Consider the following 25,405-nt stretch of genomic DNA (forward strand, 5'->3'; position numbering starts at 1 on the left):
CGACGCCGCTCCACGTCTTCCGTCCCCGTTTCCGAGGACGGCGCCGACCGGACTCGCGCTGTGTGTATGCAATGCCACAGGCATCATGGCGCTCGCAGGCTCACCCACATGGATGGCATCGATCTCATACAGGCAAAAAGAAAGGGGCCGATCCCGAAGGACCGGCCCCCAACTTGCTTCTATTTCAAGCCGCGATGCGGCCGGAAATATTAGACGAACGACGCGGCCTTGAGGTGAGCCGTGTCGGTGAAACCGTCGACCTTGATGACCGAGTCGATGGTCGTAGCCGCACCCGCGTCATTGTAGAACAGGTAGGTATCGCTACCGACCACGATCGCCGCAACGGCGTGGTCATCCGCACCGGCGGTGAGGATCTGCTGGGCATAAACCTGCGCGTCGTCGACCGACGTGAAAGTGACGCCCGCACCCTGGGTCAGGACCGCATCGGTCGCGTTGCCGAGGTGGAAGTGATCCGTACCGTTGGTGAAGTCGGTGACCTCATCGTAGTAGTTCGCGGCCGAGGTGCCGGAGCCGACCACATTGACAGCCGCCGAACCCGTAACGCTGAAATCGAAAACGTCGTTGCCAGCACCACCGGTCAGGATGTCGATACCGGTGTTGGCGTGCAGGTCGTCGTTGCCGAGGTCACCCGAGATGGTGTTGTTGCCAGTGCCGGCGAAGATATGGTCGTCACCCTGGCCACCGTTCACGGTGTTGTTGCCGGTACCCATGTTGATGGTATCGGAACCAGCGTTGCCGTTGATGTGGTTGTTACCATTGCCGACGGTGATGTTGTCATCACCCTGACCACCGTACACGCGGCTCGAACCATCACCGGTGGTGATGATGTCGTTGCCGGCGTTGCCGTTCACATAGTTGGAGCCATCGCCAACCGTGATGGTGTCGATGCCGTCAGTCGCGCCCTGCACCGAGCCGAGAGCATTGCCGTACACGTGGTTGTTGCCATCACCGACGATGATGCTGTCAGCACCGGCACCGCCCGAGACGATGTTGTTGCCGTCACCAACGGTGATGGTGTCGACACCCTTGCCACCGAGGATGTTGAGGTCGCCGGTCGCGGTGCCAGCGTCGATGGTGTCACCAGCGCTGCCAGCGTGAATCACGTGGTTGCCCGCGTCCGTCACGGTGAAGGTCGTCGCCGCGCCCGTGAAGTTATAGGCCGCGTCGGCGTCATCACCGGCCACCGTGGTGGTAGCGCCGGTGGTGAAGATCAGGCTGCCACCCGACGACAGGAACTGCGTCGTGGTCGCCGCATCGTCCAGCGCCGAAGCGGCGAAGTTGAACGAGTGCGTGCCATCCGAGATGGTGACCGTGTCAACCGAGAGACCACCGGTGCTCGCGGTGAAGGTAACGTTCAGCGACGCCGGATCGGCATCACGGAAGATCAGGGTATCGCCAGCGGTGAACGCGCTAGCCTGAATCTGGGTACCCTCTTCGAAAATGAAACTAGCCATGAAAGCCTCCACTTAAACCTTCGTCCGGGCGTGCATATTCAGCTCCCTCCCCCCCGCAACGAGCTGGAGGCGCCTTATTCGCCAAGCCGCCATACCCCTGCCAGGGCGTGGTCAACGCGGCGAGCCCAGCCGGTTGATTAGCGGGGCTTCTCCTACCGTGCAACCGCGAAACGCAACGACCAGTCGCAATATATCGACGCTGATCCGAACACCGCCCCTCTTGATGACAGCGGTGTGGCAGCACGGTGACATGGGAGTTGAATGACAGCCGGACGTTCCTCCCCGGCGTCGCGCCGGACAGCTAAAAAGCCTCAGCCCGGTTTTGGTTGCACCGCTCCACCAAGTGATGAAAGCGTGCAAGTTCCGTATGATACAGGTCCCGCAGATAGTCGACATCCGCGTTCGTCAGCTCGGACGGGTAGATCATTTCATGCGCGGTACGAACGCGGCGCGGCCTGATCGGCGCCTCCGGCTCGGGCACGCCGAGGAAGGCGCATATCTCCGCCAGCACCGTATCGGGCTCCGCCGAGAGCCTCGCCGATTCCAGCAGAAGAAGCTGATTCGACGGGAAAAGATGCAACGCGCGGGCAAGCTGCCGGCCGTAGAAGCCGCGCTCCACATAGCTGAACACGCGGTGGAAGCCGGGATAGGGCGTTCCCTCCGCCATGCGGGCACGGCCTTCGCGGATGCACCAGGCGAAGGGCTCGGTCTCCTTGCGCTTGGCATATTCCATCTTCCAGTGCGACCAGGCCCGCTCGACCGGATCGCGGAACAGGAGGATGAGCTTCATGTCCGGGTTGTAGGCGCGGACACGCTCCAGCGCGTTCGGCCAGTAGAGGTAGATCGGCGTCGCCTCCCCCCACATCCGGCCGTCCTCCACGAACAGCCGGTGATAGGGGACATGATCCGGCGCGGACCAGTCCACCCCTTCCTCGTCGTCGAAGAAATGGGCTTCCTTGACCTCCGGCAGCTGGAGCGCCGGAATCTCGCGCAGATATTCGAACAGCGCGCTCGTCCCGCCCTTCTGCACGCCGGCGACGAGGAAGGACACGCGCCTGTCCGAACGGGGCATCCTACCGCTCCCGGAGCGCGGTGTGCATCGCTTCCGTCATCGGGCCGAGCAGATACTGCATGATCGTGCGCTTGCCCGTCACGATCGCGACCGTCGCCGGCATGCCCGGCGTCAGGTGGACGCCCTTGCCCGCCTTGGCCAGCTCGCCCGGATCGACCTTCACCTGCACGACGTAGAAGGACTGGTGGCTCTGCTGGTCGGTGCTGGCGTCGGCCGAGACGAGGGTGACATGGCCGTCCACCTGCGGCGTGGTGCGCGGGTTGAAGGCGGTGAGCGTCACGCGGGCCGGCATGCCGACATGCACCTCGGCGATGTCGCTCGGCTTCACCTCCACGGTGATGTTGAGCGGCATGTTCACCGGCACGATGTCGAGCAGCGCCTCACCCGGCGCGGCGACGCCGCCGACGGTGAACTGCGTGAGGTTGAACACGTAGCCGTCGACCGGCGCGCGCACGTCCGCCTGGAACAGGCTGTCCTGCATCGCGCGGAGCCTCGGCACCGTGTCGGTCAGCTTGTCCTCGGTGTCGCGCAGGCCTTGCGTCGCGTCCGTCTCGCGCTTGTCGTCGAGCTGGGCGATCTGGAGGCGGACCGAGCCGATCGCCTGATTCGCCCGCGCGATGTCCGACACGAGCGAGCCGCGCTGGCCCTTGAGGCTCACCATGCTGCGCTCAAGCTCCAGCAGGCGCGTGCGGGGCGCATAGCCCTGCTTGTTGAGATCGCGCACGCCGCTCAGCTCGTCGTTGATCAGATCGGACTGGGCGTCCAGCGCGGTCATCTGCGCGCGCAGGCCCTGGATCTGCGTGCCGAGCTGCTCCGCCTGCCCGGAGAGCACCATCGACTGGCTGCGGTACAGCGTCATGCGGGACTGGAAGAGGCTGCGCTGGCTGGTGAGCAGCGCGGCGATGCGGGGATCGTTCTGGTGGGCCAGAAGCTCCTGCGGGAAGCGGATGTCGTTCGCGTTCGCCGCTTCCGCCTGGAAGCGGGCGATCTGCGCGAGCGCGCTGTCATAATCGGCCTGGTAGATGTCGACGCTGGCCTGCGCCTGCACCCGATCGAGGCGCAGCAGCACCTGGCCGGCATGGACCCGCTGCCCCTCGCGCACGAGGATCGCGCGGACGATGCCGCCTTCGCGATGCTTGATCTGCTTGATATTGTCCTCGACCTTCACCGTGCCCGGCGCGATCACCGCGCCCGCGATCGAGAAGATCGACGCCCAGATCAGCAGGCCGAACACCAGCACCAGCACCACGATGCTGCCCGCGACGATCGGGCGGCGCAGGCGCAGGCGGATGATCTCGCCCGGATGGGCATCGCCCGCGGGCCGGAACTCGGCCGCCGGCGCCTCCAGCTGAGGGGCGCCCAGATGCCGACGAATGAAAGCCTTCACCGAACTTAACCCTTCACTTCCGCAAGCGGCGGACGCGGGCGAGCCCCGCTGAGCTGCTGCATGACGTCTTCACGCGGGCCGTACATGCTGATCTTGCCGTTCTGGAGCACCAGCAGCTTGTCGGCATGCTGGAAGGCCGAAGGCTTGTGCGAGATCATCACGATCGTGGCGCCCCGCGCCTTGAGGCTCAGGATCGCCTCGTTCAGCGCCTTCTCGCCTTCCTGGTCGAGATTGGCGTTGGGCTCGTCGAGCACCACCAGCTTGGGATCGCCGAACAGCGTGCGGGCGAGGCCGACGCGCTGGCGCTGGCCGGCGGACAGGATCGCCCCGCCCTCGCCCAGCTCGGTGTCGTAGCCATTGGGCAGGCGCAGGATGAGGTCATGCGCACCGGCGGCCTGCGCGGCGCGGATCACGTCGGCATCGTCCACATCGGCCCGGAAGCGGGCGATATTGTTGCGCACCGTGCCGGAGAAGAGTTCCGTATCCTGCGGCTGATAGGCGACGTGACGGCCGAAATCCTCGCGATCCCAGCTATAGACGTCGGCGCCGTCGAGGCGGACCGAGCCGGCCACCGGCTTCCAGATGCCGACCAGCAGGCGCGCCAGCGTCGACTTGCCCGCGCCGGACGGGCCGATCACGCCCACCATCTCGCCCGGCAGGATGCCGAAGGTCAGGTTCACCAGCACCAGCGCCGGGGCGCCGGCGGGCGCGAAATTGACGTTCTCGACGGTCAGCCGGCCCTGCGGCACCGGAAGCTGGGTGAGCGGCACCGGCGGCTCATAATCCTCCAGCGCGGCTTCCAGACGGCGGAAGGCCTGCGCGGATTCGAACAGCCCCTTCCACGACGCCACGATCCGCTCGATCGGCGCGAGCGCGCGAGCGGCGAGGATCATGTTGGCGAACAGCAGGCCCGACGGGATCGTCCGCTCCACCACCAGATAGGCGCCGAGCGCGATGATCAGGATCTGGATCAGCATGCGGACGTAGCGGATCGCGCCGCTGTAGAAGGACGCCCGTTCGCCCGCCGCGGCACCGGCGCTGATCGAGAGCTGGCGGAAGCTCGCCCATTGCGAGCCGAGGCGCGGCAACATGCCCAGCGCGCGGACCACCTCGCCGTTGCGGAGCGCCGCGTCGGTGAAGCTGTAGCTTTGCAGCGCGGCGTTGTTGGCGGTCTTTAGCGCGCCATGGGTCGCGCGATCCTGCAACACGGCGAGGATCACGAGGATCACGCCGCCCACCAGCGTCGCCACGCCGATCAGCGGATCGACGATGAACAGCATGAGCAGGAACACCGGCATCCACGGCAGGTCGAACAGCACGTTGACGGCCGAGCCGCTGATCGCCTGACGCACCGTATCGAGATCGCGCAGCGCCTGCGCCCGCGTGCCCTGGCGGCGCACCACCGCGTCGAACAGCGCCGAGAAGACGTGCGAGGCGACCTGCTGGTCGAACACCGCGCCGAAGCCGCTCAGCACCTGCTCGCGGAAATGGTCCACGATCGAGGAGATGATGAACACGAACGCCGCGCCCAGCGTCAGCACCACCAGCGTGGAGACCGACTGGCTCGACAGCACCCGGCTGTAGATCTGGTTCGTGTAGATCGGCAGCGCGAGATACAAGAGGTTGCTGACGAGGCTGAACAGGCCGGCGAACAGCATCGGGCCGATGCCGAGCGCCAGCGTCCGGCGCAGCGGCGACGGCATCACCTCGTGGACGCGCGAGGATTTTCCGGGTTTCAACGCCATGACCGGGCCCCCTCCGACAGGATTGCAGTACGGACCTTAGCGCGCCCGAGGGGCGCGGCGAAGGCGGCAACGAAGGGGAACGTCATGGGTTGAGGTCCGTCGACATGGCGGGCTTGTCCGGCAGGTCGCCGGTCTTGGGCAGTCCGCCGGGCAGTTTGTCCGCAGGCACCAGTGGGCTCTGCGTGATCGGAACGAGCGGCTTCTGCAACACCTCCGCACTGGGCGTGTCGGGAAGCGGCGCGGTGGAATTGGGAAGCGGGCTGTCCGCGCCCGCCAGATCGGCGACCGCCGGGCGGCGCGGATTAGCCGAGCCGATCCGGTCGATCGCCATCGCGAGCGGCTCCAGCGGGGTGCGCCCGCGGTTGCGGACCTTGCGGAAATTGTCGTTCGGGTCCTGCTTCTGGAGGCCCGTCACGATCGCTTCCGCCTTGAGCGCGCCGATCGCCGAGAGGAGCTGCGCCCGCGAGACATATTCGGTGTAGCGGCTCGACAGGAAATTGAGCTGCGCGGAGAAGAGGTCCTGTTCGGCGTTCAGCGTCTCGATCGTCGAGCGCAGGCCGTACAGCTCCTCGCGATGCATGCCCGCGAAGGCGAGCTGCGCGGAGGTGACCTGACGCTCACCCGAGGTCAGCGAACGGCGCGCGGCGACGAGCTGGCTCCAGGCGGCGTCGACGGATTCGATCACCTGCCGGCGCGCCGCCTCGACGGCGGCCTGATCGGCGCCGTTGCGCGCATCGGCCTGGCGCACCTGCGAGCGGAGCGCACCGGAGGAGAAGAGCGGCTGGCGCACCGTGACACCCGCGAACACTTCCTTCGAACCATAACGGCCGATCACCTGGTTCGGTTCGCTCGTGTAGCTCCCCTGCACGGTCAGCGAGGCCGTCGGCCCAAGCGCGCCCCGCGCGGCGGCGGCGTTCGCGCTCGATGCCTGCTCGGTATATTTCGCGGTGAGCAGGCCCGGATTATTGGCCTCGGCGCGCGCGAAGGCCTCGTCGATCGATGCGGGCATGCCTGGCAGGTCCGGCAGCGGATCGAGCGTACCGGGATTCTGCCCGACGATCTGGAGATATTGGGCGCGGCTGGTGTCCAGCGTCGCCTCCAGCGAGGCGAGGTCGCTCTCGGCCTGCGCGAGGCGGGTATCGGCCTGCCCCACGTCCGTCAGGGTGACATCGCCCGCACCCTGCCCGCGCCCGAGCTTGGTGTAGCGCTCCCGATTCTCGCGAAGCTGGTCCTGCAACACCGCGACATTCTCGCGCGCCACCTGCACGCGCTGCTCGTCGCGGAGCACCTGCGCGTAGACGATGATGACGTTCTGGACGGTGTTCTGCTCGACCTGACGCAGGTTCTGCTGGCCCGCGAGCACATTGGCGTGCGCCGCCCGAAGCTGCCCGCGAAGCTGGCCCGAGGTGTAGATCGGCTGGCTGACCTGCGCGATCACCTGCCCGGTGGAGGAGCTCGACGTGCTGCCCAGCGCGTTCTGGCTGTCGTAATTGCCGGTCGCCTGAAGACTGAGCTGCGGCCCGTACTGGGCGCGCGCCTGCACATAATTCTCGTCGACGCTCTTCTGGGTGAAGCGCTGCTGCACCAGCGTCGGATTATGGGCATAGGCCATGGCGACGGCATCGGCGAGGCTCTCCGCGCTCACCACCTGCGGCATGGCAGCGGCCATGACGGGCGGAAGCAGGCGAAGGGCTCGCGACAGGACGCGGAGGTTCATGGACGGTCGATGGCGGCCGATTGCAGTCAAGCAGAGATCCAAAAGTTCACGGATGGCATCAAAGGCAATCGCGCGGAGGTTTCCTTAGCGGGATCGCATTTGCTGTCAATCGAGGGCCATGGGGCGGCTCGACCATCCTACAAGGCTTTCCACATGCCACGCTCTTTCCTACAGCGGAACGGATCGTCGGCTCGGCGCCGACTTGTGATCGCGGGCAAGGGGTGCACAATTTGCGTTTCCGGTGTTTGTCGAGGGGTTCATGATCGGGGATTATCTGCTCGACCGCGCCGCGCGGTCGGCGCGTCGCAGGGGCGATGCCGCCCGCGCCGAAGGCCGCTGGACCGACGCCGCCGCCGAATATCGGCGCTATCTCGCACGCCATCGCGAAGATGCCGCCATCTGGGTGCAACTCGGCCATATGCTGGGCGAAGCCGGTCAGTTCGATGACGCCGAGCGCGCCTATGAAACGGCCGACCGCCTGAACCCCGGCGACGCCGATCTCGCCCTGTGCCGCGGCCATCTGGCGAACCGGCAGGGCAAGGTGGACGAAGCCCGCCTCCATTATACGGACAGCCTGTTGCTGGATGGCAACACGGATGCCCGCAATGCGCTCGCCAACCTGCCGCTGCCGCCGGTCGAACAGGCGGAGGACGAAACGACGGAAGCTGCCGCCGATGCGCCGGGCGGCATCGGCTTCGGCCCGGTCCCTCCGCAGGAGGAGGAGTCCGCGCCTCCGCCCCCCGCCGAAGAGCAGCCGGAGGAGGCCCCCGTCGCGGTCGGCCGCTTCGACGGATGGTTCCAGCGCAACGTGTCTGGCTTCGTACTGTCGGAGCCCGGCGAGCGCCCGCTGATCGAGTTCCGCGTCGACGGCCAGGTGATCGGCCGTACCCGCGCCCGCCTGCCGCGCGAGAAGGCGGGCGAGCACGGCTTCCGCGCCATGCTCGATATCGACGGCGACACGGTGATCGTCTCGGCCCACCGCCTCCCCGGCGGCGAGGAGTTGGACAATTCGCCGGTGCAGCTCCACCCGAACCCCGGCTTCGGCGACGGCGCACCGCGCCCGGCGTGGGCGGCGCACAGCACCATGGCCCGACCGTTCGTGATGCCTGCCCATGGCGAGGTCGCCCTGTTCGTCACGCACGCGCCGATGGGCAAGCTCAAGCCGCACGTCCCCGGCTATCTGCGCGCGCTGAAGGATCAGGGCATCGCCACGCTGCTGGTGGCCGTCGCGGACCGGCCGCTCGACCTGCCGGCCTCCGTGCTCGACCTGCTGGCCGGCGCGATGGTGCGCGAGAATGTCGGCTACGACTTCGCCGCCTGGGCCCACGCGCTGAAGCTCCATCCCGAGCTGTTCGGGTCGAAGCTGCTGCTCCTCCTCAACGACAGCGTGATGGGGCCGGTCGACGCACCGCGCTTCGCCACGATGATCGAGCGGGTGCGGGCGAGCGAGGCCGACCTCGTGGGGCTCACCGAAAGCCATGAATATGGCTGGCATCTCCAGAGCTATTTCGTCGCCTGCAAGCCGCGCCTGCTCTCCTCCTGGGCATTCCACAGCTTCTGGGACCGGGTGCAGATGCTCGGCTCCAAGGACGATGTGGTCCGCACCTATGAGATCCCTTTCGCACGGGGGATGGAGAATTATGGCCACACGGTCGAGGTGCTGTTCCCCAGCCATCTGGCGATCAACCCCTCGCTGTTCGGCTGGCGCGAGCTGATCGCGGACGGCTTCCCCTTCGTGAAGCTGCTCCTGCTGCGCGGTCTCTTCCCGGAAGCCGACACCGACGGCTGGCGCGACACGCTGACGCAGGCGGGCTTCGACATCGGCCTGATCGACCAGACCATCGCCGCTGCCGACGAGTTCGGCCCCGAAGGCCCGGATCGCGGGCTCCTCGCCCGCCGCGTCGAGCCCCTGCCGGAGGCGCCGAAGCAGCGGCTGAAGATCGCCTTCTACGGCCCGTGGAATTACGACAACGGCCTCGGCAGCGCGAGCCGCAACCTGCTCGCCGCGCTGCGCCGTACCGGCGCGCGGATCAACGCGCATCCGATCAAGAAGCCCTTCCACGTCCACCGCCCGCTGACGCCGCCGGTCGACATCCTCGACTTCGAGGGCACGCCGGACATCGCCATCGTCCATCTCAACCCGGATAGCTGGCACCTGCTGACCGACGAGCAGCTCCATGCCGTCCGCTCCGCCCATCGCCGCATCGGCTATTGGGTGTGGGAGATGGGCCATCTGCCGCCGGCTTGGCGCGCCGAGTTCCACTCGGTCGACCGCATCTGGAGCCCGAGCCGCTACTGCGCCGATGTCTTCGCCCGCGAGAGCGATGCGCCGGTGGACGTCATTCCGCATCCGGTGCCCGTCGCCCCGGCGCGGCCCGTGTATCGCAAGGCGCTGTTCCGCGATCTCGGCCTGAAGGTGGATGGCAAGATCATCCTCTATGTCTTTGATGGGTCGAGCTATCTCGTCCGCAAGAACCCCGCCGCGCTGGTCCGCGCCTTCGCGGCCTCGGGCCTTGCGGCGCAGGGCTGGACGCTCGTGCTCAAGACCAAGCACCTGATGGATCGCCCCGAAGACGGGGCCGCCTTCAAGGCGCTGGCCGAGGGCACGCCGTCGGTCCACCTGATCGACCGCTCGATGGATCCGGCGACGCTGGCCGATCTCGTCGCGGCGGCGGACATCTACGCCTCGCCGCATTGCTCGGAGGGCTTCGGCCTCACGATCGCGGAAGCCATGGCAGCCGGAAAGCCCGTCGTCGCAACCGACTTCTCGGGCAGCAGGGACTTCCTCGATGCGAGCTGCGGCTATCCCGTCCGCGCGCATCGCTGGGAGCTGACCGAGGATTTCGGCCACTACACCGCCGGCGGCGAATGGGCGCGGATCGACGAGCCGGCGCTCGCCAACGCGCTGACTCGCGCAGCTACCGCCGTCGACGCGGGCGAGACGCAGATCGGTGACGCCGGCCGCCAGCGCATCGGCGCGATGCTCTCGCTCGAAACCGTCGCGCGCCAGATCACCGAAAGCCTCGACGCCACCGTCCAGCGCGGCGGCCCGATCCGCCCGGCGGGCGGCTTCGGCTCGAACGTCGATGCGGGCGTGCCCTTCCCCGAGGTGGACTGGAACGAAAGCCTCGTCGCCGTGCCGCTCGCCGAGGACGGCTCGCTCGATCCGGAGCGTCTCGCCGATCTCCCCACCGAGGCCGATCGCTGGATCGCCTTCGCGCCCGAGCAGGCGCTGGCCTCGCCCCAGTTCGAGCGCAGCGTGCTCGACTTCGCCGCCCGGCGCCCCGACGCCGCGATCCTCTATGCGGACGACGTCGCGGTCGGCGAAGAGCAGGGCATCGACCAGATCCGCCTCAAGCCGGAGTTCGACGTCACCCTCCTCGCCGCGCAGGATTATGTCGGCTGGCCGGTGATCGTGCGGGCCTCCGCATTGGCGCAGCTCGGCCTCCATGCCGAGCATGGCGCGGCGGTCCTGACCGACCTCCTCCTGCGTGCGCACGCCGCCGGGCTGTCGATCGTGCGCATCCCCGAGGTGCTGCTCGCCTTCCAGGGCGCGCGTCCCCGCGCTTCGGCGGAAAGCCGCCGCGCCGTCCTGCGCGACCTGCCGGCCTTCGCGATGCACGACGCGGCCGATGGCCGCGCGCCGGGGCTGCTGAGCCTCGCCCGCCGCTTCGATCCCGGCGCCATGCCGGCGGTGACGCTGCTGATCCCCACGCGCCGCAGCCCGACGCCGGACGGCCAGTCGACCTATATCGAGCGCCTGCTCGCCGGCATCGCCGAGACGGACTGGCCGATGGACCGCCTGCACGTCATCGTCGGCGACGACATCGAGGACGAAGCCCCCTGGGCCGAGCGCAACTGGCCATTCGAGCTGCGCCGCCTCGCCACGCCGCGCGCGCCGGGCGAGCCCTTCAACTATGCCGCCAAGATGAACCGCCTGTGGCGCGCGGCCGAGACGGAGCAGCTCGTCTTCCTCAACGACGATCTGCTGCCGCTGGGCGCGGGCTGGCTCAAGGGTCTCCAGACCTTCGCGCTAGATGAGGGCGTGGGCGGCGTCGGCGCGCGGCTGCTCTATGAGGATGGCCGCCTGCAACATGCCGGCATCGCGCCGCTGTTCGCCGCCGTCGCGCATGTCTGGCTCGGCGCGCGCACCGATCAGGGCGGCTATCAGGACTGGGCGCTGGCCCAGCGTGAATGGTCGATGGTGACGGGCGCGGTGTTCGCCACGCGCCGCTCGCTGATGGAGAAGGTCAACGGCTTCGACGAGGGCTTCAGCCTCGAGTTCAACGATGTCGACCTCTGCCTGAACCTGCGCTCGATGGGCTATCGCATCGTCTATACGCCCGATGCGGAATTCACCCATGCCGAGAAGGCCTCGCGGGGCGAGGTGCTGCCGCCCGGCGAGGAGATGGCCCGCTTCACCACGCGCTGGCGGCGCTGGCTGGAGGCGGACCCCTCCTTCCACCCCGGCCATCACCGCGATCGCTTCGATCTCGCGCCCCAGGCCGATCCGCACGCCTGGTATCGCTGACGCCACTCCCTGAGGACGCTTCCCCATGCCGGGTCTGGCCGCGCTGCAATATGTCTCGACCGAGTTCGACACCACCGGCCCGCGCCTGCTCGGCCGGCATTCGGCGAGCGAGGGCTTCCTCAAGGCGTGGGCCCGCCATGCGGGCGCGGACCCGCTGACCTGCTGGACGCACAATGCCGCCGAAGGCGAGCATTTCGCGAAGAAGGTCGCCGCCTTCGGATCGACGGGGGCGACGGCGCGCGCCGGCATCGGCGCGGAGCGCGCGCTGATCGAGGCGGGCGCGCTCTGGCTCGCGGATCCGTCGGTGGGCGCCTTCACCTGGCATCGCCGCGCGCATGGACAGAAGCTCTGGAGCATCGTCGGCATCACGCACACGACGGCTTCCGACAATACGATGGACCGCATCGCCGCGCTGATGACGACGCCGGTGCAGAGCTGGGACGCGCTGATCTGCACCTCGAAGTCCGTCCTCGCGACGGTGACGACGATGCTGGAGGCGCAGAAGGAATATTTCGCCGCGCGTCTCGGCGCGCAGCGTTTCGATACCTGCCAGTTGCCCGTGATCCCGCTGGGCGTCCATTGCGACGATTTCGCCACCACGCCCGAGAATCGCACCCGCTGGCGCGAGGAGCTGGGCATCCCCGAAGACGCGGTGGCCATCCTTCAGGTCGCGCGGCTGGCGCTGTTCGGGAAGGCGCATCCGGTGCCGCTCTATCTCGCGCTCGATGCCGCGGCCCGGAAGGCGGGACGCAAGGTCCACCTGATCCTCGCCGGCTGGTTCTCCTCGCCCCAGCAGGAAGCCGCTTTCCAGGCCATCGCCGACCAGTTCGCGGAGACGATCGTCACGCATGTCGTCGACGGCCGCCGCGCCGACGTGCGCCGGACGATCTGGGCCGCCGCCGACATCTTCACGCTGCTGGTCGACAATATCCAGGAGACGTTCGGCCTCGCCCCCGTCGAGGCGATGGCCGCCGGCCTGCCCGTGGTGGTGAGCGACTGGGACGGCTTCCGCGACACGGTGGCGCACGGCGAGACGGGCTTCCTCATCCCCACCATGCAGCCGCTGCCCGGCGCAGGGAGCCATCTGACACTGCGCTACGCGCTCGGGATCGACGAGTATAACGGCTATATCGGCGCGGCGGCGCAGAGCACGTCGATCGATCTTGCCCACGCCGCGGAAGCGTTCGAGGCGCTCATCACCGACGCCACCCTGCGCGCCGCCATGGGCCATGCCGCCCGCCGCCACGCACGCCGGCTCTATGACTGGCCGGTCGTGATCGGCCAGTATCGCGATCTGCTCGGCGAGCTGGCGGAACGCCGCAAGGCCGCGACCGGGGAGACGGCGCCGCTCGCCGCCGGCAAGCCCTTCCGGCCCGACCGGGGCGACCCCTACACGCTCTTCGAATCCTATCCGACCGCGCCGCTCGGGTTCGACCTGCCGATCCGCCGCCTGCCCGGCGGACCGGCGGAGGCCGCGGCAGTCGCGGGGGGATTGGAGATGACGATGGCGGCCCCTCACCTCCTGCCTGCTCCTGCCAGGCTGGACGCGATCCTCGCCCGGCTCGACGCGGGTGACGCCACGCTGCGGACGCTGTTCGATGCCTTCCCCGAGATCAACCGCCGCATTCTCACCGCCGGCGTGATGTGGCTCATCAAATACGGCTTCGCGACGACCGCGCGCTAGACGACACAGGGTTTCAATCATGACCAAGCCGCCCCGCGAACCCGCCACCGAAGAGAATTTCGAGGAGGAGCTGTATCTCCGCGCCAATCCCGACGTGGCGCGCCATGTCGCGAACGGCGGAGACGCCTGGGACCATTTCATCCGCCACGGCCGGCGCGAGGGGCGGCATCAGTGGCTGCCCGAGGCGCTCGGCTGGGTCGGCACGCGCGCGGAGCGGAAATATCGGCGCTTCGCCGACGTTCTGGACGCATCGCACGGCGCGGGCGGCAGCTTCCGCTTCCTGCGCGGCGAAGGTAGCTTCCCCGTGGCTTATGGAGGCCTCAGCCACACGCTCGCGGAATATGATGCGGAATCGGCCAATCCCGGCCTCGGCGATTTCGTCGAGGAGGTGCGCCGCCATCCCGATCGCCGCTATCTCGACGTCGGCTGCGGGCTGCGTAGCCGCCGGTTCGACAATTGCCTCTATCTCGACGTCTACCCGTCGGCGAGCGCGGATCTCGTGATCGAGCCCGCCTGCCGCTATCCGATCGCGGACGCCTCGCTGGACGGCATCGGCTGCTTCGCGGTGCTGGAGCATGTCACCGAGCCGTGGGTGGCGGCGGCCGAGTTCCGCCGGATGCTCAAGCCCGGCGGCGTCGTGTTCATCGACTATCCCTTCCTCGTCCCCGTCCACGGATATCCGTCACATTATTACAACGCGACGCGCGCGGGGCTGACGCGGCTGTTCGACGACGGCTTCGAGACGATCCGGCTGGGCACTTTCGACAATCAGACGCCGGATCACGCCATCAGCTGGCAGCTCGCCGGGATCATGGAGGCGATCACCTCACCCGAGCTGCGCGAGGAGATGAGGGCCATGTCCGTCGGCGCGCTGCTGGCCGAGCAGCCGGGCGGCCCCTTCTGGGGCCGGGTGATGGCAGCACTCCCGGACGAGGCGCGCCAGCATTATGCCGCCGGCAACACGCTGATCGCCTGGAAGCTCTGACGCCGGGCCGGCGTCAGAAGCGCAGGCCCACCTTGTAATCGCCGAGCCCGCCCAGCGCCGCCGCCTCGATGAAGTCGATGCGCGCGCGCGGGTTCGCGAGATCGAAGACGAAGAAGGCGCAGAGGCCGATGCCGAGATCGCGGCTGGGCTCCAGCTCGTTCCCCTCCTCGTCCTCGACCGACACTTCCTCCGTGTTGCTGACGATATGGAGCAGCACGTCGCGATCCTCGTCCGCCGCCGGCAGATCGAAGAAGGCCCATTTCCGCACCTTCGGATCGAGCGCCCCGGTCGCCAGCACGCCGTCGGACGAGCTGATGCTGTATTTCGTCACATGGTTCGGCAGCGCCATCAGCTCGATGCCGATCCGCGCAGCGCCCGCCGGCACGCGCAGCAGCAGCTCGCCACCGCCCGGCCGCGTCCAGCAGCCCGCATCCTCCAGACGCCACCAGCCGTTGCCGTGGCGGAACAACTCGGCCGAGCCGATGCCGACCCGCGCCGTCCGCTCACGATTGCGCATCATCGGATAATAGCCGGGCTCGGCGACCGGGGTGCGCCACAGATGCTCGGTCCCGTCCGCGCGGGCGGCGAACTCGCCCACCCGCCGCTCGACATCGGCCGCCACCTCACGCCATGTCCGCGCCACGAAGCGCTGCGCGATCGCCTGCTCCTTCGACGCGCGGAAGCCATCGTCGAACATCATCTGCTCCAGCGCGGCGACGAAGCTCGTCACCGAACCGGTCTCGAACTCCACCGAGAAGCCGCCGCCCGCCTGTGGCAGCGACGAGTTGTTCGCCACCACCGGCACCTTGCCGTGGCAGAGCGATTCCGTCACCGGCAGGCCCCAACCCTCATAAAGGCTCGGATAGATGGTGAAGAGGCAGTTGCGGTACAGCGCCTCCAGCTCGGCGTCGTTCACCTTGTCGAGGATGGTGACCTTCTCGATCAGGTCCGGACTCATCTCCCGGCGGGCATAAGCGACGTCCCAGCCGAAGCCCTTCTTGCCGACGCAGACGAGCTGCGGAATCTTGTCCTTGCCGTGGCGGGTGAAGAGCTTCTGCCACGCCTCGAACGCCGCGACCTGGTTCTTGCGCGCCTCGACCGTCGAGACGAACAGCACGAACGAACCCTTGGCGAGACCCCATTTGCCCAGCGACACGTGCGCCGCCTGCGCCTTCACGGCCTCGCCGTTCAGCTCGGCTGCGAGCGGGACGACCGCCACCTGCTCGGACGGGATTTCACGGCCGAGATCGCCCGCCAGACGGATCAGGTCCGCCTTGGTTGATTCCGACACGGCGAGGAAGAAGTCCGCATGTTGCAGCACGCCGACCAGCCAGTCGATGAACTCATGGACCAGCTCGATATTGCAATAGTCCGGCAGCATCGCCGGGATCATGTCGTGGATCAGCGGCACATAACGGATTTGCGAGGCGATCTTCGCCTGGCGGATGTACATGAAATAATTGGGCAGCCACCACGACGTGCCGAGGTTGATGAGCGTGGCGCCCTTGGGGAAGGCCAGCGCCGGGCCGCTCATCACGATCCCTTCCAGACGCGCGACTTCGTTGCGCCACACGCTCGCCTCGGGATCACCCCCCGCTATGCTGAGTTCGCAGACGCTGCGGAACGGCGCGACCGGCACCGCCAGCCACTCGTCGCGCGTCTCCGAGAAGCGGCAGAGCGTGATCGCCCAGTCGCCCGGCGCATCGAGCAGATTGAGGATGGTGTTGATCTGCACGCGCTGGATGCCGGTCGGCAGGCGGTTGTGCGGATAATAGCCGAGCAGGTCGGACACGTCGAAGAAGAAGGCCTTGCCCGTGCCGGTCGCGCGCGGGCCGTCGGTCACCTCGCCGGCCAGACGGTGAAGGAGCTGCTGCGCCTCCTTCAGGCTCTCGGCTGCGTCGGCGGGCAGCGTGGCGGTGCCGGCGTCCAGCTCGAACGCCATGCGGCCCAGCGAATCCCGCGCCGTCTGCACTGCCTCCAGCAGGCTCTGCGCGCCGTTCACGGCGTGGGAGTCGTTTTCGATCGGCATAGTCCTGAACATTCCCGCTGAATGCGTGGGTTCCGCCCGCTCCCGGCCCCGCTCCGCATATTGCTTTCAACCCGGCCATCCACGAAGGCCTTGCGAAACTCAAGTGGGTTGACGCCACTTACCCTCATTCTCAGGACGAAGCGCCGCGAGGCGCGTTGGCATGGCCCGCCGCCCGGTATACACCGCCCCCGCGCGCACCCCGAAGGACAGAAACCGCCGGTCATGAAGTTCGAGCTGAAGATCAAGAAATCCGCTGGCGTGGCCGTCACCCCGCGCGTCCATCGGACGATCGCCCGCGGCAACCGCGCCCGCAACAGCGGCGACTGGTCCGGCGCGGCCGACGCCTATCGCGCGGCGCTGGCGGAGGATTCCTCGCTCTTTCACATCTGGATGCAGCTCGGCCATTCGCTTGCCGAATGCCATCGCATCGACGAAGGCGTGGAGGCCTACAAGTCCGCCGCCGCGCTCAGGCCGGACAGCGCGGAACCCTATCTCCATCTCGGCCACATCTCGAAGCGCGGCGGGCGCCACCCCGACGCGACGCGCTATTACGCCAGCGGCCTCCTCCGGCAGGGCCATGCGGAGGAACTGGAGGAAGAGGTCTTCCACGCCATCCGCCGCGTCGCGAACATGTCGCCCGCGCTCGTGCGCGCGGTGATCCGTCACGAGGAGCAGGCCGCCGCCCGTCCGACCGAGCCCGCCGCAAGCGCCGCCGCCGATCTCGACGCGGCGATGCGCCGCCTCGGCCAGAAGGCCAGTTCGGAGGATCTGCGCACGCTCGCCGCCGCGCGCGAGGCGCTCGATCATGTCGGGTGGGCCGAGGCCCCGGCATCGGCCAGCCAGCGCCCGCTGGTGTTCGACCTGACCGACCTCATCGCCCATTTCCGCCACAGCCGCCTGCCCACCGGCATCCAGCGCGTGCAGATCGAGGTGCTCGCCACCGCGCTCAAGACGCATGGCCGCGAGATGGTCGGCATCTGCTGCTTCATCGACGGGCGCGATCACTGGATCGAAATCCCCGTCCCGATGTTCCTCGAACTCGCCTATCTCGCCACCTCGGGCAGCGACGCGAACGATCCGGCGTGGCAGTTCCTGCGCGCCCGCCTCTTCTTCCACCTCGCGGTGGACGGGCATTATGCGCTCCCGGACAAGGCGATCCTCGTCAATCTCGGCACGTCGTGGTGGATCTACGACTATTACCGGATGGTGCGCGACGCCAAGGAGCGGCAGGGGATCAGCTACATCCCCTTCATCCACGATTTCATCCCGATCATGGCGCCCGAGCATGTCGTGCGCGGCGTGATCGAGGATTATGTGAGCTGGCTGGTCGGCGTGTTCCAGCACGCGGACCTGTTCCTCGTGAACTCGCAGTCCACCCGGCGCGACCTGCTGCGCGTCGCCGAGCGGCTCGGCCATGAGGTGCCGGAGAACCGCGTCGAGGTCGTGCCGCTCGACGCCGACTTCCGCCGCCCCTCGTCCCATCCGCTGCCGGCCTCCGCGCTGGCGCAATGGGGGCTGGAGGACACGCCCTACGCGCTGTTCGTCTCGACGATCGAATCCCGCAAGAACCATCTCCTCGCCTTCGAGGCCTGGGCCGAGCTGCTGCGCCGCCATGGCAAGGCGAAGGTGCCGAGGCTGGTCTGCGTCGGCCGCAACGGGTGGCTGAACGACCATATCTTCGCGCGCCTCAACGCGAACGCGGAGCTGCGCGCGCATGTCACGATCATCCATCAGGCGTCGGACGAGGAGCTGGCGCTGTTCTATCGCTCCTGCGAGTTCACCGTCTATCCGAGCCATTATGAAGGCTGGGGCCTGCCGATCACGGAATCGCTCTGCTACGGCAAGGTGCCGGTGATCGCCGACAACAGCTCGCTGCCCGAGGCGGGCGCCGGCTTCGCGCTGGTGTTCGAGGACGACAGCGCCAAAGGGCTGGTCGAGGCGGTCGAGAAGGTGGCCTTCGATGCCGAATGGCGCACCGCGCGCGAGGCGGAGATCCGTGCCGGCTTCACGCCCCGCACCTGGACGCAGGTGGCCGGCCAGATCAGCGACGCGCTGGAGCGGTTCGCCGGCGAGGGCGAAGGCTCGGCGCCCGTCGCCCGCCCCGTCTCGCTCGGCGCCTATTATCCGGTGAGCCTGTATCGCGACACGCCGATCTGGCGCGGGCTCGCCAGCGGCGAGATTTTCCGCACCGGCGAGGGCTGGCTCTGGCCGGAAACGAGCGGCTGCCGCACCCGCCCCGACGGCGGCGAGCTGCGCATGGACCTGCCCGCCGGAAACGTGCCGCTGCGCCTCTATCTCCGCCTGCGTGGGCTGGCGGCGGCGTCCTCCGCCTTCGAGATCATCGTCGACGGCACGGTGATCGCGTGCGGCCGCCTCGACGCCGGCACCACGCGCTGGATCGGCGGCGACGTGCCCGAAGGCGCGCGGAGCAGCCTCACCGTGCTCGTCCGTGGCGACACGAGCGAGACCATCACCATGTCCACCGGCGGCACCGACAAGCAGCACGCCGCGTCGATCGCCGTGATCGGCTTCGCGCTGTGCGAGAGGGACGATGAGGAGGCTCGCGCCCGCTTCATCGAGGCGGCGGCGTTCGGCAGCATCGAGCAGGCCAGCGCCTATCGCCGCCAGGCCTGAGGTCGGTCAGAGCGAGGTCCGCGCCATCTGCCGGAGATAGGAGTCGGCGGGGTAGGACATCGCTTCCGCCGGCATCCGCTCGTCGCGATCAAGCCGCTTCGCGCCCGCGCGGGCGTGCAGGATATGCTGGCGGATGCGCTCGATCAGCCCGAGCGCCGCAGGGCGATATTCGCCCCACATCGCTGCCGGCTCCTGCGCGGCCCATTTGCGGGCGTGGGCTCGCATCGCCTCGGCCAGCGCATTGCACTCGACGCTCAGCCGCTGCCCGCATTCGACGTCGGCGGCATGGCGGCTCGACAGCAGGGCGTGGAACATCTCTCGATGCGCGAAAAGCTGGTAGGCGGTGAGCGTCCGGGCCATCCGCATCCGATGATAGTCGAGATGCGCGAAGTCCGTGCCCGATACCGACAGTATCTCCATCTCCGCTGAAACCGTGATGGCGATCATCCGTTCAAGATACTCTTCCAGCATGTCCCGCATGGGCGCGCTCCCGCTGCCTTCGCCGATGCAACCACGAGTATCCCGTTGAGTTGCATGGAAATGCAGGACAAGCCGCGAATTTCGACCAAAGTCTTTATCCGCCGTTAAGGACGCTCACCCCGTCGCCAGCGCCGCCCGGCCCGCCCGCTCCCGCCAGCGCATCAGCGCGTAGACCGGCAGCGCCGAGGCGAGGAAAGCCAGCCCCCACATCGCCGGCCCCCGGCCCGCGCCCCAAATCGCCCACAACGAGTAAGCCGCCGCCACCGCCGCTACGCCGTGTAGCGGCCGCGACGCCGGCATCTCACCCCGCCGCTGGAGCAGGATCGCCGCCAGCGCGCTGAACAGATAGGCGAAGAGCGACGCCGTGGTGGAAAGCAGCGCGATGAAGGTGAACAGCTCCACCATCGATCGCTGGAAGTTCATCAGCATCGTCACCGTCAGCACCACCGCCGAGACGAGATGCGCGCGCACCGCCGTGCCCTCGGCATTGGTCTTGCCCAGCCAGCGCGGGAAGACGCCGCGCCGCGCCATCACGCCCGGCAACTCACCCTGGAGCAGCACCCAGCCGTTGAGCGCCCCGAACGCGCTCAGGGCCGCGAAGCCCGCCAGCACCGGGCCGCTATGCGCTCCGACGTGGGCGTCGAGGAAGTCCGCCAGCGGGGCCGGCGAATGCGCGAGCTGGTCCGCCGGCATCAGCAGCAGCACGGCCGAGCAGAGGCAGAGATAGACGAGCCCGGCAAAGGCCGTCCCAAACAGGGTGGCGCGCGGGATGGTGCGCGGCGCGTCGATCACCTTGTCCGCCGGCACGGTCGCGGATTCGAGGCCGAGCAGCGCCCACAGCGTCAGCGTCGCCGCGCCCGTCACCGCGCCGGGATGGATATCCGCCAGCCGCAACGGCGCGACCGGCTCCGCCCCGCCGGCGAACACCGCCGCGGCGACCAGCAGCACGGCGGCAAGCGGCAGCAGCTTCAGGATCGTCGCCGCGAGCTGCACCCACCCCGCCGAGCGCGCGCCGAGGCAGTTCACCAGCGTCAGCGACCAGATCACGCCGAGGGTGAGCAACGGCGGCAGGGCGTGCACCTGCCCGATCACCGGGATCAGCACGCTCAGATAGCTCACGCCCGCGACGGCGATGGCCGCATTGCCCACGACGATCGACAGCCAATAGGTCCAGGCGATCGCGAAGCCCGCCATCGGGCCGAACGCGGCATGGGTATAGGCATAAGGCCCGCCCGCCTGCGGAAAGGCCCGTGCGAGGCGCGCGAAGACGAAGGCGATGGTAAGCGCGCCGGCGATCGTCACGATCCAGCCGAGCATCGCATTCCATCCGAACGGCGCGAGGGAGGCTGGCAGCATGAACACGCCCGAACCGATCATGTTGCCGACGACGAGCGCGCTGCACATCCAGAAGCCGAGCGCGCGGGCCGGTCGCTTCTGCCGACCTGTGCCGTTGCCTGCCTCGTCCGCCATCGCGCGCCCCCATCGCTGAGGGCACGAGATTGCACATCCGTATCGCAGTCCGTCAACTCAGGGGAATATGACTGGCCTCAGCGCGAGCGCGATTGGGGGCCACGAGCCGGCGCAACCGCCCCGCGCAGCGCAATGCCGACAAGAAACAGCAGGTCCGCGAAGACGAAGCCCAGCAGCGTCGAGTCCAGCGCACGAGCGGCAAGCCAGCCGGCGAGGCTCAGCAACGCGACCAGCAGCAGCCCGGTCGCGACACGCCGGATGAGATCAAAGCAGAGGCCCGCCGTGGCCTGAGTCCGCCGGGAGGGGCGACCGAACGCGGCTGGATCAGCTCCGGTGCAACGCGCTACGGCATAGGCGAACTGGACCATGACGGGCCTCCTGTCACCGGGCCGGAGGGGGGAGCGGCTCGGCTGACAAACCGTTCATACTTCGATCGGCCTTTGCGGATCAGCCCGATAGTTTCGACAAAATCGTTCCAGAGTTTCGAACAGCCGATCAGGCGGCGATCACGAGATCGCCTTCCGTGATCGACGCCAGCCCGGCGAAGAACTGGGCCGTGCAGCGATCCCAGCCATAGCGCCGCCCTTCCGCCACGCAGTCCTGCCGGTCGAGCAGCAGTGCCTCGCGAATGGCCGTCTCCAGATTTTCATCGAGCACGCCGACCGGACGGCCCGCGCCGCCGGCCATGCCGATGCCGTCCCGCCCGATGATGTCGAGCGGCCCCTGCACCGGGAAGGCCGCCACCGGAACGCCGCTCGCCAGCGCCTCGATCATCACGAGCCCGAACGTGTCGGTGAGGCTCGGGAAGACGAACACGTCCGCCGCCGCATAGGCCGCCGCCAGCCGCTCGCCATGCAGCGCGCCGAGGAAGACCACGTCCGGAAAGCGCTTCTCCAGCATCGCGCGCGCCGGGCCGTCACCCACCACCACCTTGGTGCCGGGCACGCCGGAGCGCAGGAAGGCCTCGATATTCTTCTCCACCGCCACGCGGCCGACCGAGAGCTGGATCGGACGCGGCAGGTCCGCCAGTTCGGGCAGGGCCACGAGGCCGGGGGTGAAAAGCGCGAGGTCGACGCCGCGCGACCAGCGATGCGTCTGCGGCAGGCCGCGCTCCGCCAGTTCCGCGGACAGCGTCTCGGTCGCCGCGAAGACGCGCTCGGCGGGGCCGTGGAAGCGACGGACGATCGGCCAGAACCAGTTGGCCGGAAGCCGGCTGCGCATCGCCACATAGTCGGGGAAGCGCGTGTGGAAGGAGGTGGTGAACGGCCGCTTCCGATCCATGCACCAGCGCCGCGCCGCCCAGCCGAGCGGGCCTTCGGTGGCGATGTGGATCGCGTCCGGCGCGAACGCCTTCATCCGCGCCGCCACCGCCCGCCCGCAACCCAGAGCCAGCCGGATTTCCGGATAGCTCGGGCACGGCACGGTGGCGAACTGGTCGGGCGTGATCGTCTCGACCACATGCCCCTGCCCGCGCAGCATCGCGACGGTGGTGGTCAGCGTGCGAACGACGCCATTGACCTGCGGCGCCCAGGCGTCGCTGACCAGCGCGATCCTCATGCGGGCACGGCCGCGCCGGTGGAGGGCGTCGCGCGGGCGCCAGTCGCGGCGGCGGCCATCGCCTCGGCGCGCACCTTCTCGGCCCAGTCGATGATCTCCATCCGGCCGTCGAAATGCTCGACCAGCGCGGTGCAGCTCTCCACCCAGTCGCCGTCGTTATAATAAGTGATGTCGCCGAACTGGCGGATTTCGGCCGAGTGGATATGACCGCACACCACGCCGTCCACGCCGCGATCGGCGGCGGCATGGGCGACCACTTCCTCATATTTGCCGATGAACTGGACGGCGTTCTTCACGCGCTTTTTCAGATGCGCCGCGAGCGACCAGTAAGGCAGGCCGAACAGCTTGCGCACCGCGTTCACCAGCCGGTTTGACTTGAGCAGCAACACATAGGCACTGTCGCCGAGGAAGGCGAGCCACTTGGCATAGAGCACGATCGAGTCGAACTGGTCGCCGTGCAGCACCAGCAGGCGGCGGCCGTCGGCGGTGACGTGGATGTCCTCGGGGATCAGCTCGATCCCGCCGAAGTCGAGACCCACGAAATCGCGGAACGCCTCGTCGTGATTGCCCGGCACATAGATGACGCGGGTGCCGCGCTTCACGCGCTTGAGGATGCAGCGCACCACGTCGTTGTGGCGCGGCGGCCAGTACCAGCCCTTGCGGAGCTGCCACCCGTCGACGATGTCGCCGACCAGATAGAGTGTCTCGCACTCGGTGGACTTCAGGAAGTCGAGCAGCAGATCGGCGTTGCAGCCGGACGTGCCGAGATGCGTGTCCGAGATCCAGATCGTGCGGAACGGCAGGCGCTGCTTGTGCGGATGCTGATCGCGCTTGTCGCTCTCATGGATCCAGTCCGGCAGCTTGCGACCGGTGCGCGGTGGCACGCGATCGTGGCGCGGCGCGGGCGGCGACCGGCGGGCCTCGGCGGGGGTATCGGGAAGGGTCGCCATGCGGTGGCCTCCGGAATGAAAATCGCAACCGGCGGCGGCACCCCGCCGTCGTCAGGCCCTATAGCCCCAAATCAAGACTCTGCTGTTGCCACTTCTTTACGGAATCTTGACTATGGCCAATCACCCAAAAACCGCCCGTCGAACTGTCTTCGAACTGAAACGCGAACATTGCAAAAGCTACGCGGATCGGACGCTTCTTTGTCGCACATCGGGATCATAGGCGGAGGTCAGGATTCAGGAGGTTGGCGATGGTGCCGCAAATGGAAACCGATCAGGTTGCGAATGCCTATGGGCGGTGGGCGCCGGTCTATGACCTCGTGTTCGGGCCGGTGTTCCGGCAGGGCCGTCGCGCGGCGATCGACGTGGCGGAGCAGATCGGCGGCCGTATTCTCGAAGTGGGCGTGGGCACGGGCATCTCGCTGCCGGGCTACGACAAGGCCAACCGCATCACCGGCGTCGATATCTCCGAGCCGATGCTCGAAAAGGCGCGCCAGCGCGTCCGCGCGCTCAAGCTCGGCCATGTCGAGGCGATTGAGGTGATGGACGCCGAGAACATGGATTTCCCCGACAACAGCTTCGACGTGGTGGTGGCGCAATATGTCATCACTTCGGTGCCGAACCCGGAGAAGGCGCTGGACGAGTTCGCCCGCGTCGTGCGTCCCGGCGGCGAGATCGTTATCACCACCCGCGTCGGCGCCGAGCAGGGCATCCGCGGCAAGATCGAGAAGGCGCTGATGCCGGTGACGAGCCGGCTGGGCTTCCGCACCGAGTTCGCCTTCTCGCGCTATTCCGACTGGGCTGAGGCGATGCCCGAGATCGAGCTGATCGAGCGCCGCGAGCTGCCGCCGCTCGGCCATTTCTCGCTGGTGCGCTTTCGCAAGATGGCATTGGCGGCCAACGACTCCATCAACGGGGCCGTCCGGGCGCCCGTCAACGAGGTGGTTCAATGAAGAGCTTCCGCGAACATCTGCATGAACAGCGCTGGGACGACCATCGCTATTATCACCACAGCCTGGTCAACCAGAGCCTGCACTTCCTGTCGGCATGCACGTTCCTGACGGCCTATGTGCTGATGTTCAAGGACCCGGCGTTGGCGAGCCTGCTCGCCTGGACGGTCGCCATGACCAGCCGCCAGATCGGCCACTTCTTCTTCGAGCCGAAGGGTTATGACGTCGCGAACGACGCCAGCCACGAGTATAAGGAAGACGTGAAGGTCGGCTACAACCTCGCCCGCAAGTGGGTGTTCATGACGATCTGGGCGCTGACCCCGGTGGCGCTCTGGGCCAACCCGACGCTGTTCGGCCTGTTCGACAAGCCGGCGGGCGTGATGGAGTTTCTGCGTCACCTCGGCCTGGTGTGGCTGGCGCTGGGCGCCGGCGGCCTCGTCTTCCGCGTCGTGCAGCTCTTCTTCGTGCGCGATGTGCAGACCGGGCTGGTGTGGGGCGCCAAGATCCTCACCGATCCGTTCAACGACTTCAAGCTCTACCGCAAGGCGCCGGGCCGCCTGATGCGCGGCGAGCGCCTGGACAATTGGGCGACCGTCGAGGCCAACTGAGCTTCGGATGAAGTCTGGGGCGTCTCGGTTCCGGCCGAGGCGCCCTTTTCTTTTGATCGGAAGGCGGCCCCTCATTCTCCCCATGAAATGGGGAGGGGGACCGCCGCAGGTGGTGGAGGGGTTGTCAGCCTCAA

Annotated in this window: 17 protein-coding genes; 6 read left to right on the forward strand and 11 right to left on the reverse strand. The window is 67.9% G+C overall.

All coding sequences use genetic code 11. The features are described 5' to 3' along the window. Positions 1–209 precede the first annotated feature (209 nt). The 5 genes from ST3T6A_RS20380 to ST3T6A_RS20385 form a co-directional block, all read right to left on the reverse strand. A complete protein-coding gene (locus ST3T6A_RS20380) occupies positions 210–1,475 on the reverse strand; it encodes a calcium-binding protein (protein ID WP_019833893.1) in 1,266 nt (421 codons plus the stop codon). Positions 1,476–1,776: 301 nt separating this feature from the next. Beyond that, on the reverse strand, positions 1,777–2,547 hold the full coding sequence (locus ST3T6A_RS0115645) for a sulfotransferase domain-containing protein (protein WP_019833894.1): 771 nt from the start codon (positions 2,545–2,547) through the stop codon (positions 1,777–1,779). A 1-nt stretch (position 2,548) separates the two neighbouring features. After that, positions 2,549–3,934 (reverse strand): HlyD family type I secretion periplasmic adaptor subunit, encoded by a 1,386-nt coding sequence (locus ST3T6A_RS0115650; protein ID WP_019833895.1) that lies wholly within the window; start codon positions 3,932–3,934, stop codon positions 2,549–2,551. Positions 3,935–3,939: 5 nt separating this feature from the next. Further along, a complete protein-coding gene (locus ST3T6A_RS0115655; RefSeq protein ID WP_235785805.1) occupies positions 3,940–5,679 on the reverse strand; it encodes a type I secretion system permease/ATPase in 1,740 nt (579 codons plus the stop codon). An 82-nt stretch (positions 5,680–5,761) separates the two neighbouring features. Next, positions 5,762–7,396, reverse strand: coding sequence for a TolC family outer membrane protein (locus ST3T6A_RS20385; protein ID WP_019833897.1), 1,635 nt, complete (start codon positions 7,394–7,396; stop codon positions 5,762–5,764). 259 nt (positions 7,397–7,655) lie between these two features. Between ST3T6A_RS20385 and ST3T6A_RS20940 the strand changes: the two genes are divergently transcribed. The 3 genes from ST3T6A_RS20940 to ST3T6A_RS0115680 are packed head-to-tail and all read left to right on the forward strand — an operon-like array spanning position 7,656 to position 14,596. Further along, positions 7,656–11,927, forward strand: coding sequence for a rhamnan synthesis F family protein (locus ST3T6A_RS20940; RefSeq protein ID WP_051103460.1), 4,272 nt, complete (start codon positions 7,656–7,658; stop codon positions 11,925–11,927). Between the two features lie 25 nt (positions 11,928–11,952). After that, positions 11,953–13,611 carry a glycosyltransferase family 4 protein gene (locus tag ST3T6A_RS20395; RefSeq protein WP_019833898.1) on the forward strand — a complete coding sequence of 553 codons (1,659 nt, stop codon included), beginning with the start codon at positions 11,953–11,955 and terminating at the stop codon, positions 13,609–13,611. Between the two features lie 19 nt (positions 13,612–13,630). Continuing rightward, positions 13,631–14,596: a class I SAM-dependent methyltransferase gene (locus tag ST3T6A_RS0115680; RefSeq protein WP_019833899.1), complete on the forward strand. Its 966-nt coding sequence runs from the start codon at positions 13,631–13,633 to the stop codon at positions 14,594–14,596. Positions 14,597–14,609: 13 nt separating this feature from the next. Here the strand turns inward: ST3T6A_RS0115680 and ST3T6A_RS20400 are convergent, their stop codons facing one another. Continuing rightward, positions 14,610–16,625, reverse strand: a complete 2,016-nt coding sequence (locus ST3T6A_RS20400; RefSeq protein ID WP_019833900.1) for a glycosyltransferase family 4 protein — start codon at positions 16,623–16,625, stop codon at positions 14,610–14,612. Positions 16,626–16,847: 222 nt separating this feature from the next. Between ST3T6A_RS20400 and ST3T6A_RS20405 the strand changes: the two genes are divergently transcribed. Next, positions 16,848–19,259, forward strand: coding sequence for a glycosyltransferase (locus tag ST3T6A_RS20405; RefSeq protein WP_019833901.1), 2,412 nt, complete (start codon positions 16,848–16,850; stop codon positions 19,257–19,259). Between the two features lie 6 nt (positions 19,260–19,265). On the opposite strand, the gene ST3T6A_RS0115695 is transcribed toward ST3T6A_RS20405, so the two are convergent. The 5 genes from ST3T6A_RS0115695 to ST3T6A_RS0115715 form a co-directional block, all read right to left on the reverse strand. After that, on the reverse strand, positions 19,266–19,739 hold the full coding sequence (locus ST3T6A_RS0115695; protein WP_019833902.1) for a hypothetical protein: 474 nt from the start codon (positions 19,737–19,739) through the stop codon (positions 19,266–19,268). 114 nt (positions 19,740–19,853) lie between these two features. Next, complete coding sequence (locus ST3T6A_RS0115700; protein ID WP_019833903.1) at positions 19,854–21,209, reverse strand: amino acid permease; 1,356 nt, start codon at positions 21,207–21,209, stop codon at positions 19,854–19,856. Between the two features lie 77 nt (positions 21,210–21,286). Next, on the reverse strand, positions 21,287–21,577 hold the full coding sequence (locus tag ST3T6A_RS0115705) for a hypothetical protein (protein WP_019833904.1): 291 nt from the start codon (positions 21,575–21,577) through the stop codon (positions 21,287–21,289). A gap of 127 nt (positions 21,578–21,704) precedes the next feature. Further along, positions 21,705–22,766, reverse strand: coding sequence for a glycosyltransferase family 4 protein (locus ST3T6A_RS0115710; RefSeq protein WP_019833905.1), 1,062 nt, complete (start codon positions 22,764–22,766; stop codon positions 21,705–21,707). Next, complete coding sequence (locus ST3T6A_RS0115715) at positions 22,763–23,716, reverse strand: UDP-2,3-diacylglucosamine diphosphatase (RefSeq protein WP_019833906.1); 954 nt, start codon at positions 23,714–23,716, stop codon at positions 22,763–22,765. Before ST3T6A_RS0115715 ends, ST3T6A_RS0115710 begins: the two co-directional genes overlap by 4 nt. A gap of 248 nt (positions 23,717–23,964) precedes the next feature. Here ST3T6A_RS0115715 and ST3T6A_RS20410 point away from each other — a divergent pair, with 248 nt between their 5' ends. Together ST3T6A_RS20410 and ST3T6A_RS0115725 are read left to right on the forward strand one after the other, a co-directional pair. Beyond that, positions 23,965–24,666 (forward strand): class I SAM-dependent methyltransferase, encoded by a 702-nt coding sequence (locus ST3T6A_RS20410; protein ID WP_019833907.1) that lies wholly within the window; start codon positions 23,965–23,967, stop codon positions 24,664–24,666. Next, positions 24,663–25,271, forward strand: coding sequence for a hypothetical protein (locus tag ST3T6A_RS0115725; RefSeq protein ID WP_019833908.1), 609 nt, complete (start codon positions 24,663–24,665; stop codon positions 25,269–25,271). The genes ST3T6A_RS20410 and ST3T6A_RS0115725 overlap by 4 nt, the downstream gene beginning before the upstream one ends. Positions 25,272–25,405 lie beyond the last annotated feature (134 nt).

It is taken from the genome of Sphingomonas sp. PR090111-T3T-6A (assembly GCF_000383095.1).
GTDB lineage: Bacteria > Pseudomonadota > Alphaproteobacteria > Sphingomonadales > Sphingomonadaceae > Solisphingomonas.

Bases quoted from the DNA above. Each gene is read 5' to 3' on its own strand.
- ST3T6A_RS0115700 (WP_019833903.1), bottom strand. From the start codon at position 21,209: ATGGCGGACGAGGCAGGCAACGGCACAGGTCGGCAGAAGCGACCGGCC.
- ST3T6A_RS0115715 (WP_019833906.1), bottom strand. From the start codon at position 23,716: ATGGCGACCCTTCCCGATACCCCCGCCGAGGCCCGCCGGTCGCCGCCC.
- ST3T6A_RS20405 (WP_019833901.1), top strand. From the start codon at position 16,848: ATGAAGTTCGAGCTGAAGATCAAGAAATCCGCTGGCGTGGCCGTCACC.
- ST3T6A_RS0115655 (WP_235785805.1), bottom strand. From the start codon at position 5,679: ATGGCGTTGAAACCCGGAAAATCCTCGCGCGTCCACGAGGTGATGCCG.
- ST3T6A_RS0115710 (WP_019833905.1), bottom strand. From the start codon at position 22,766: ATGAGGATCGCGCTGGTCAGCGACGCCTGGGCGCCGCAGGTCAATGGC.
- ST3T6A_RS0115695 (WP_019833902.1), bottom strand. From the start codon at position 19,739: ATGCGGGACATGCTGGAAGAGTATCTTGAACGGATGATCGCCATCACG.
- ST3T6A_RS20940 (WP_051103460.1), top strand. From the start codon at position 7,656: ATGATCGGGGATTATCTGCTCGACCGCGCCGCGCGGTCGGCGCGTCGC.
- ST3T6A_RS20385 (WP_019833897.1), bottom strand. From the start codon at position 7,396: ATGAACCTCCGCGTCCTGTCGCGAGCCCTTCGCCTGCTTCCGCCCGTC.
- ST3T6A_RS0115680 (WP_019833899.1), top strand. From the start codon at position 13,631: ATGACCAAGCCGCCCCGCGAACCCGCCACCGAAGAGAATTTCGAGGAG.
- ST3T6A_RS0115645 (WP_019833894.1), bottom strand. From the start codon at position 2,547: ATGCCCCGTTCGGACAGGCGCGTGTCCTTCCTCGTCGCCGGCGTGCAG.
- ST3T6A_RS20410 (WP_019833907.1), top strand. From the start codon at position 23,965: ATGGTGCCGCAAATGGAAACCGATCAGGTTGCGAATGCCTATGGGCGG.
- ST3T6A_RS0115725 (WP_019833908.1), top strand. From the start codon at position 24,663: ATGAAGAGCTTCCGCGAACATCTGCATGAACAGCGCTGGGACGACCAT.
- ST3T6A_RS20380 (WP_019833893.1), bottom strand. From the start codon at position 1,475: ATGGCTAGTTTCATTTTCGAAGAGGGTACCCAGATTCAGGCTAGCGCG.
- ST3T6A_RS20400 (WP_019833900.1), bottom strand. From the start codon at position 16,625: ATGCCGATCGAAAACGACTCCCACGCCGTGAACGGCGCGCAGAGCCTG.
- ST3T6A_RS0115705 (WP_019833904.1), bottom strand. From the start codon at position 21,577: ATGGTCCAGTTCGCCTATGCCGTAGCGCGTTGCACCGGAGCTGATCCA.
- ST3T6A_RS20395 (WP_019833898.1), top strand. From the start codon at position 11,953: ATGCCGGGTCTGGCCGCGCTGCAATATGTCTCGACCGAGTTCGACACC.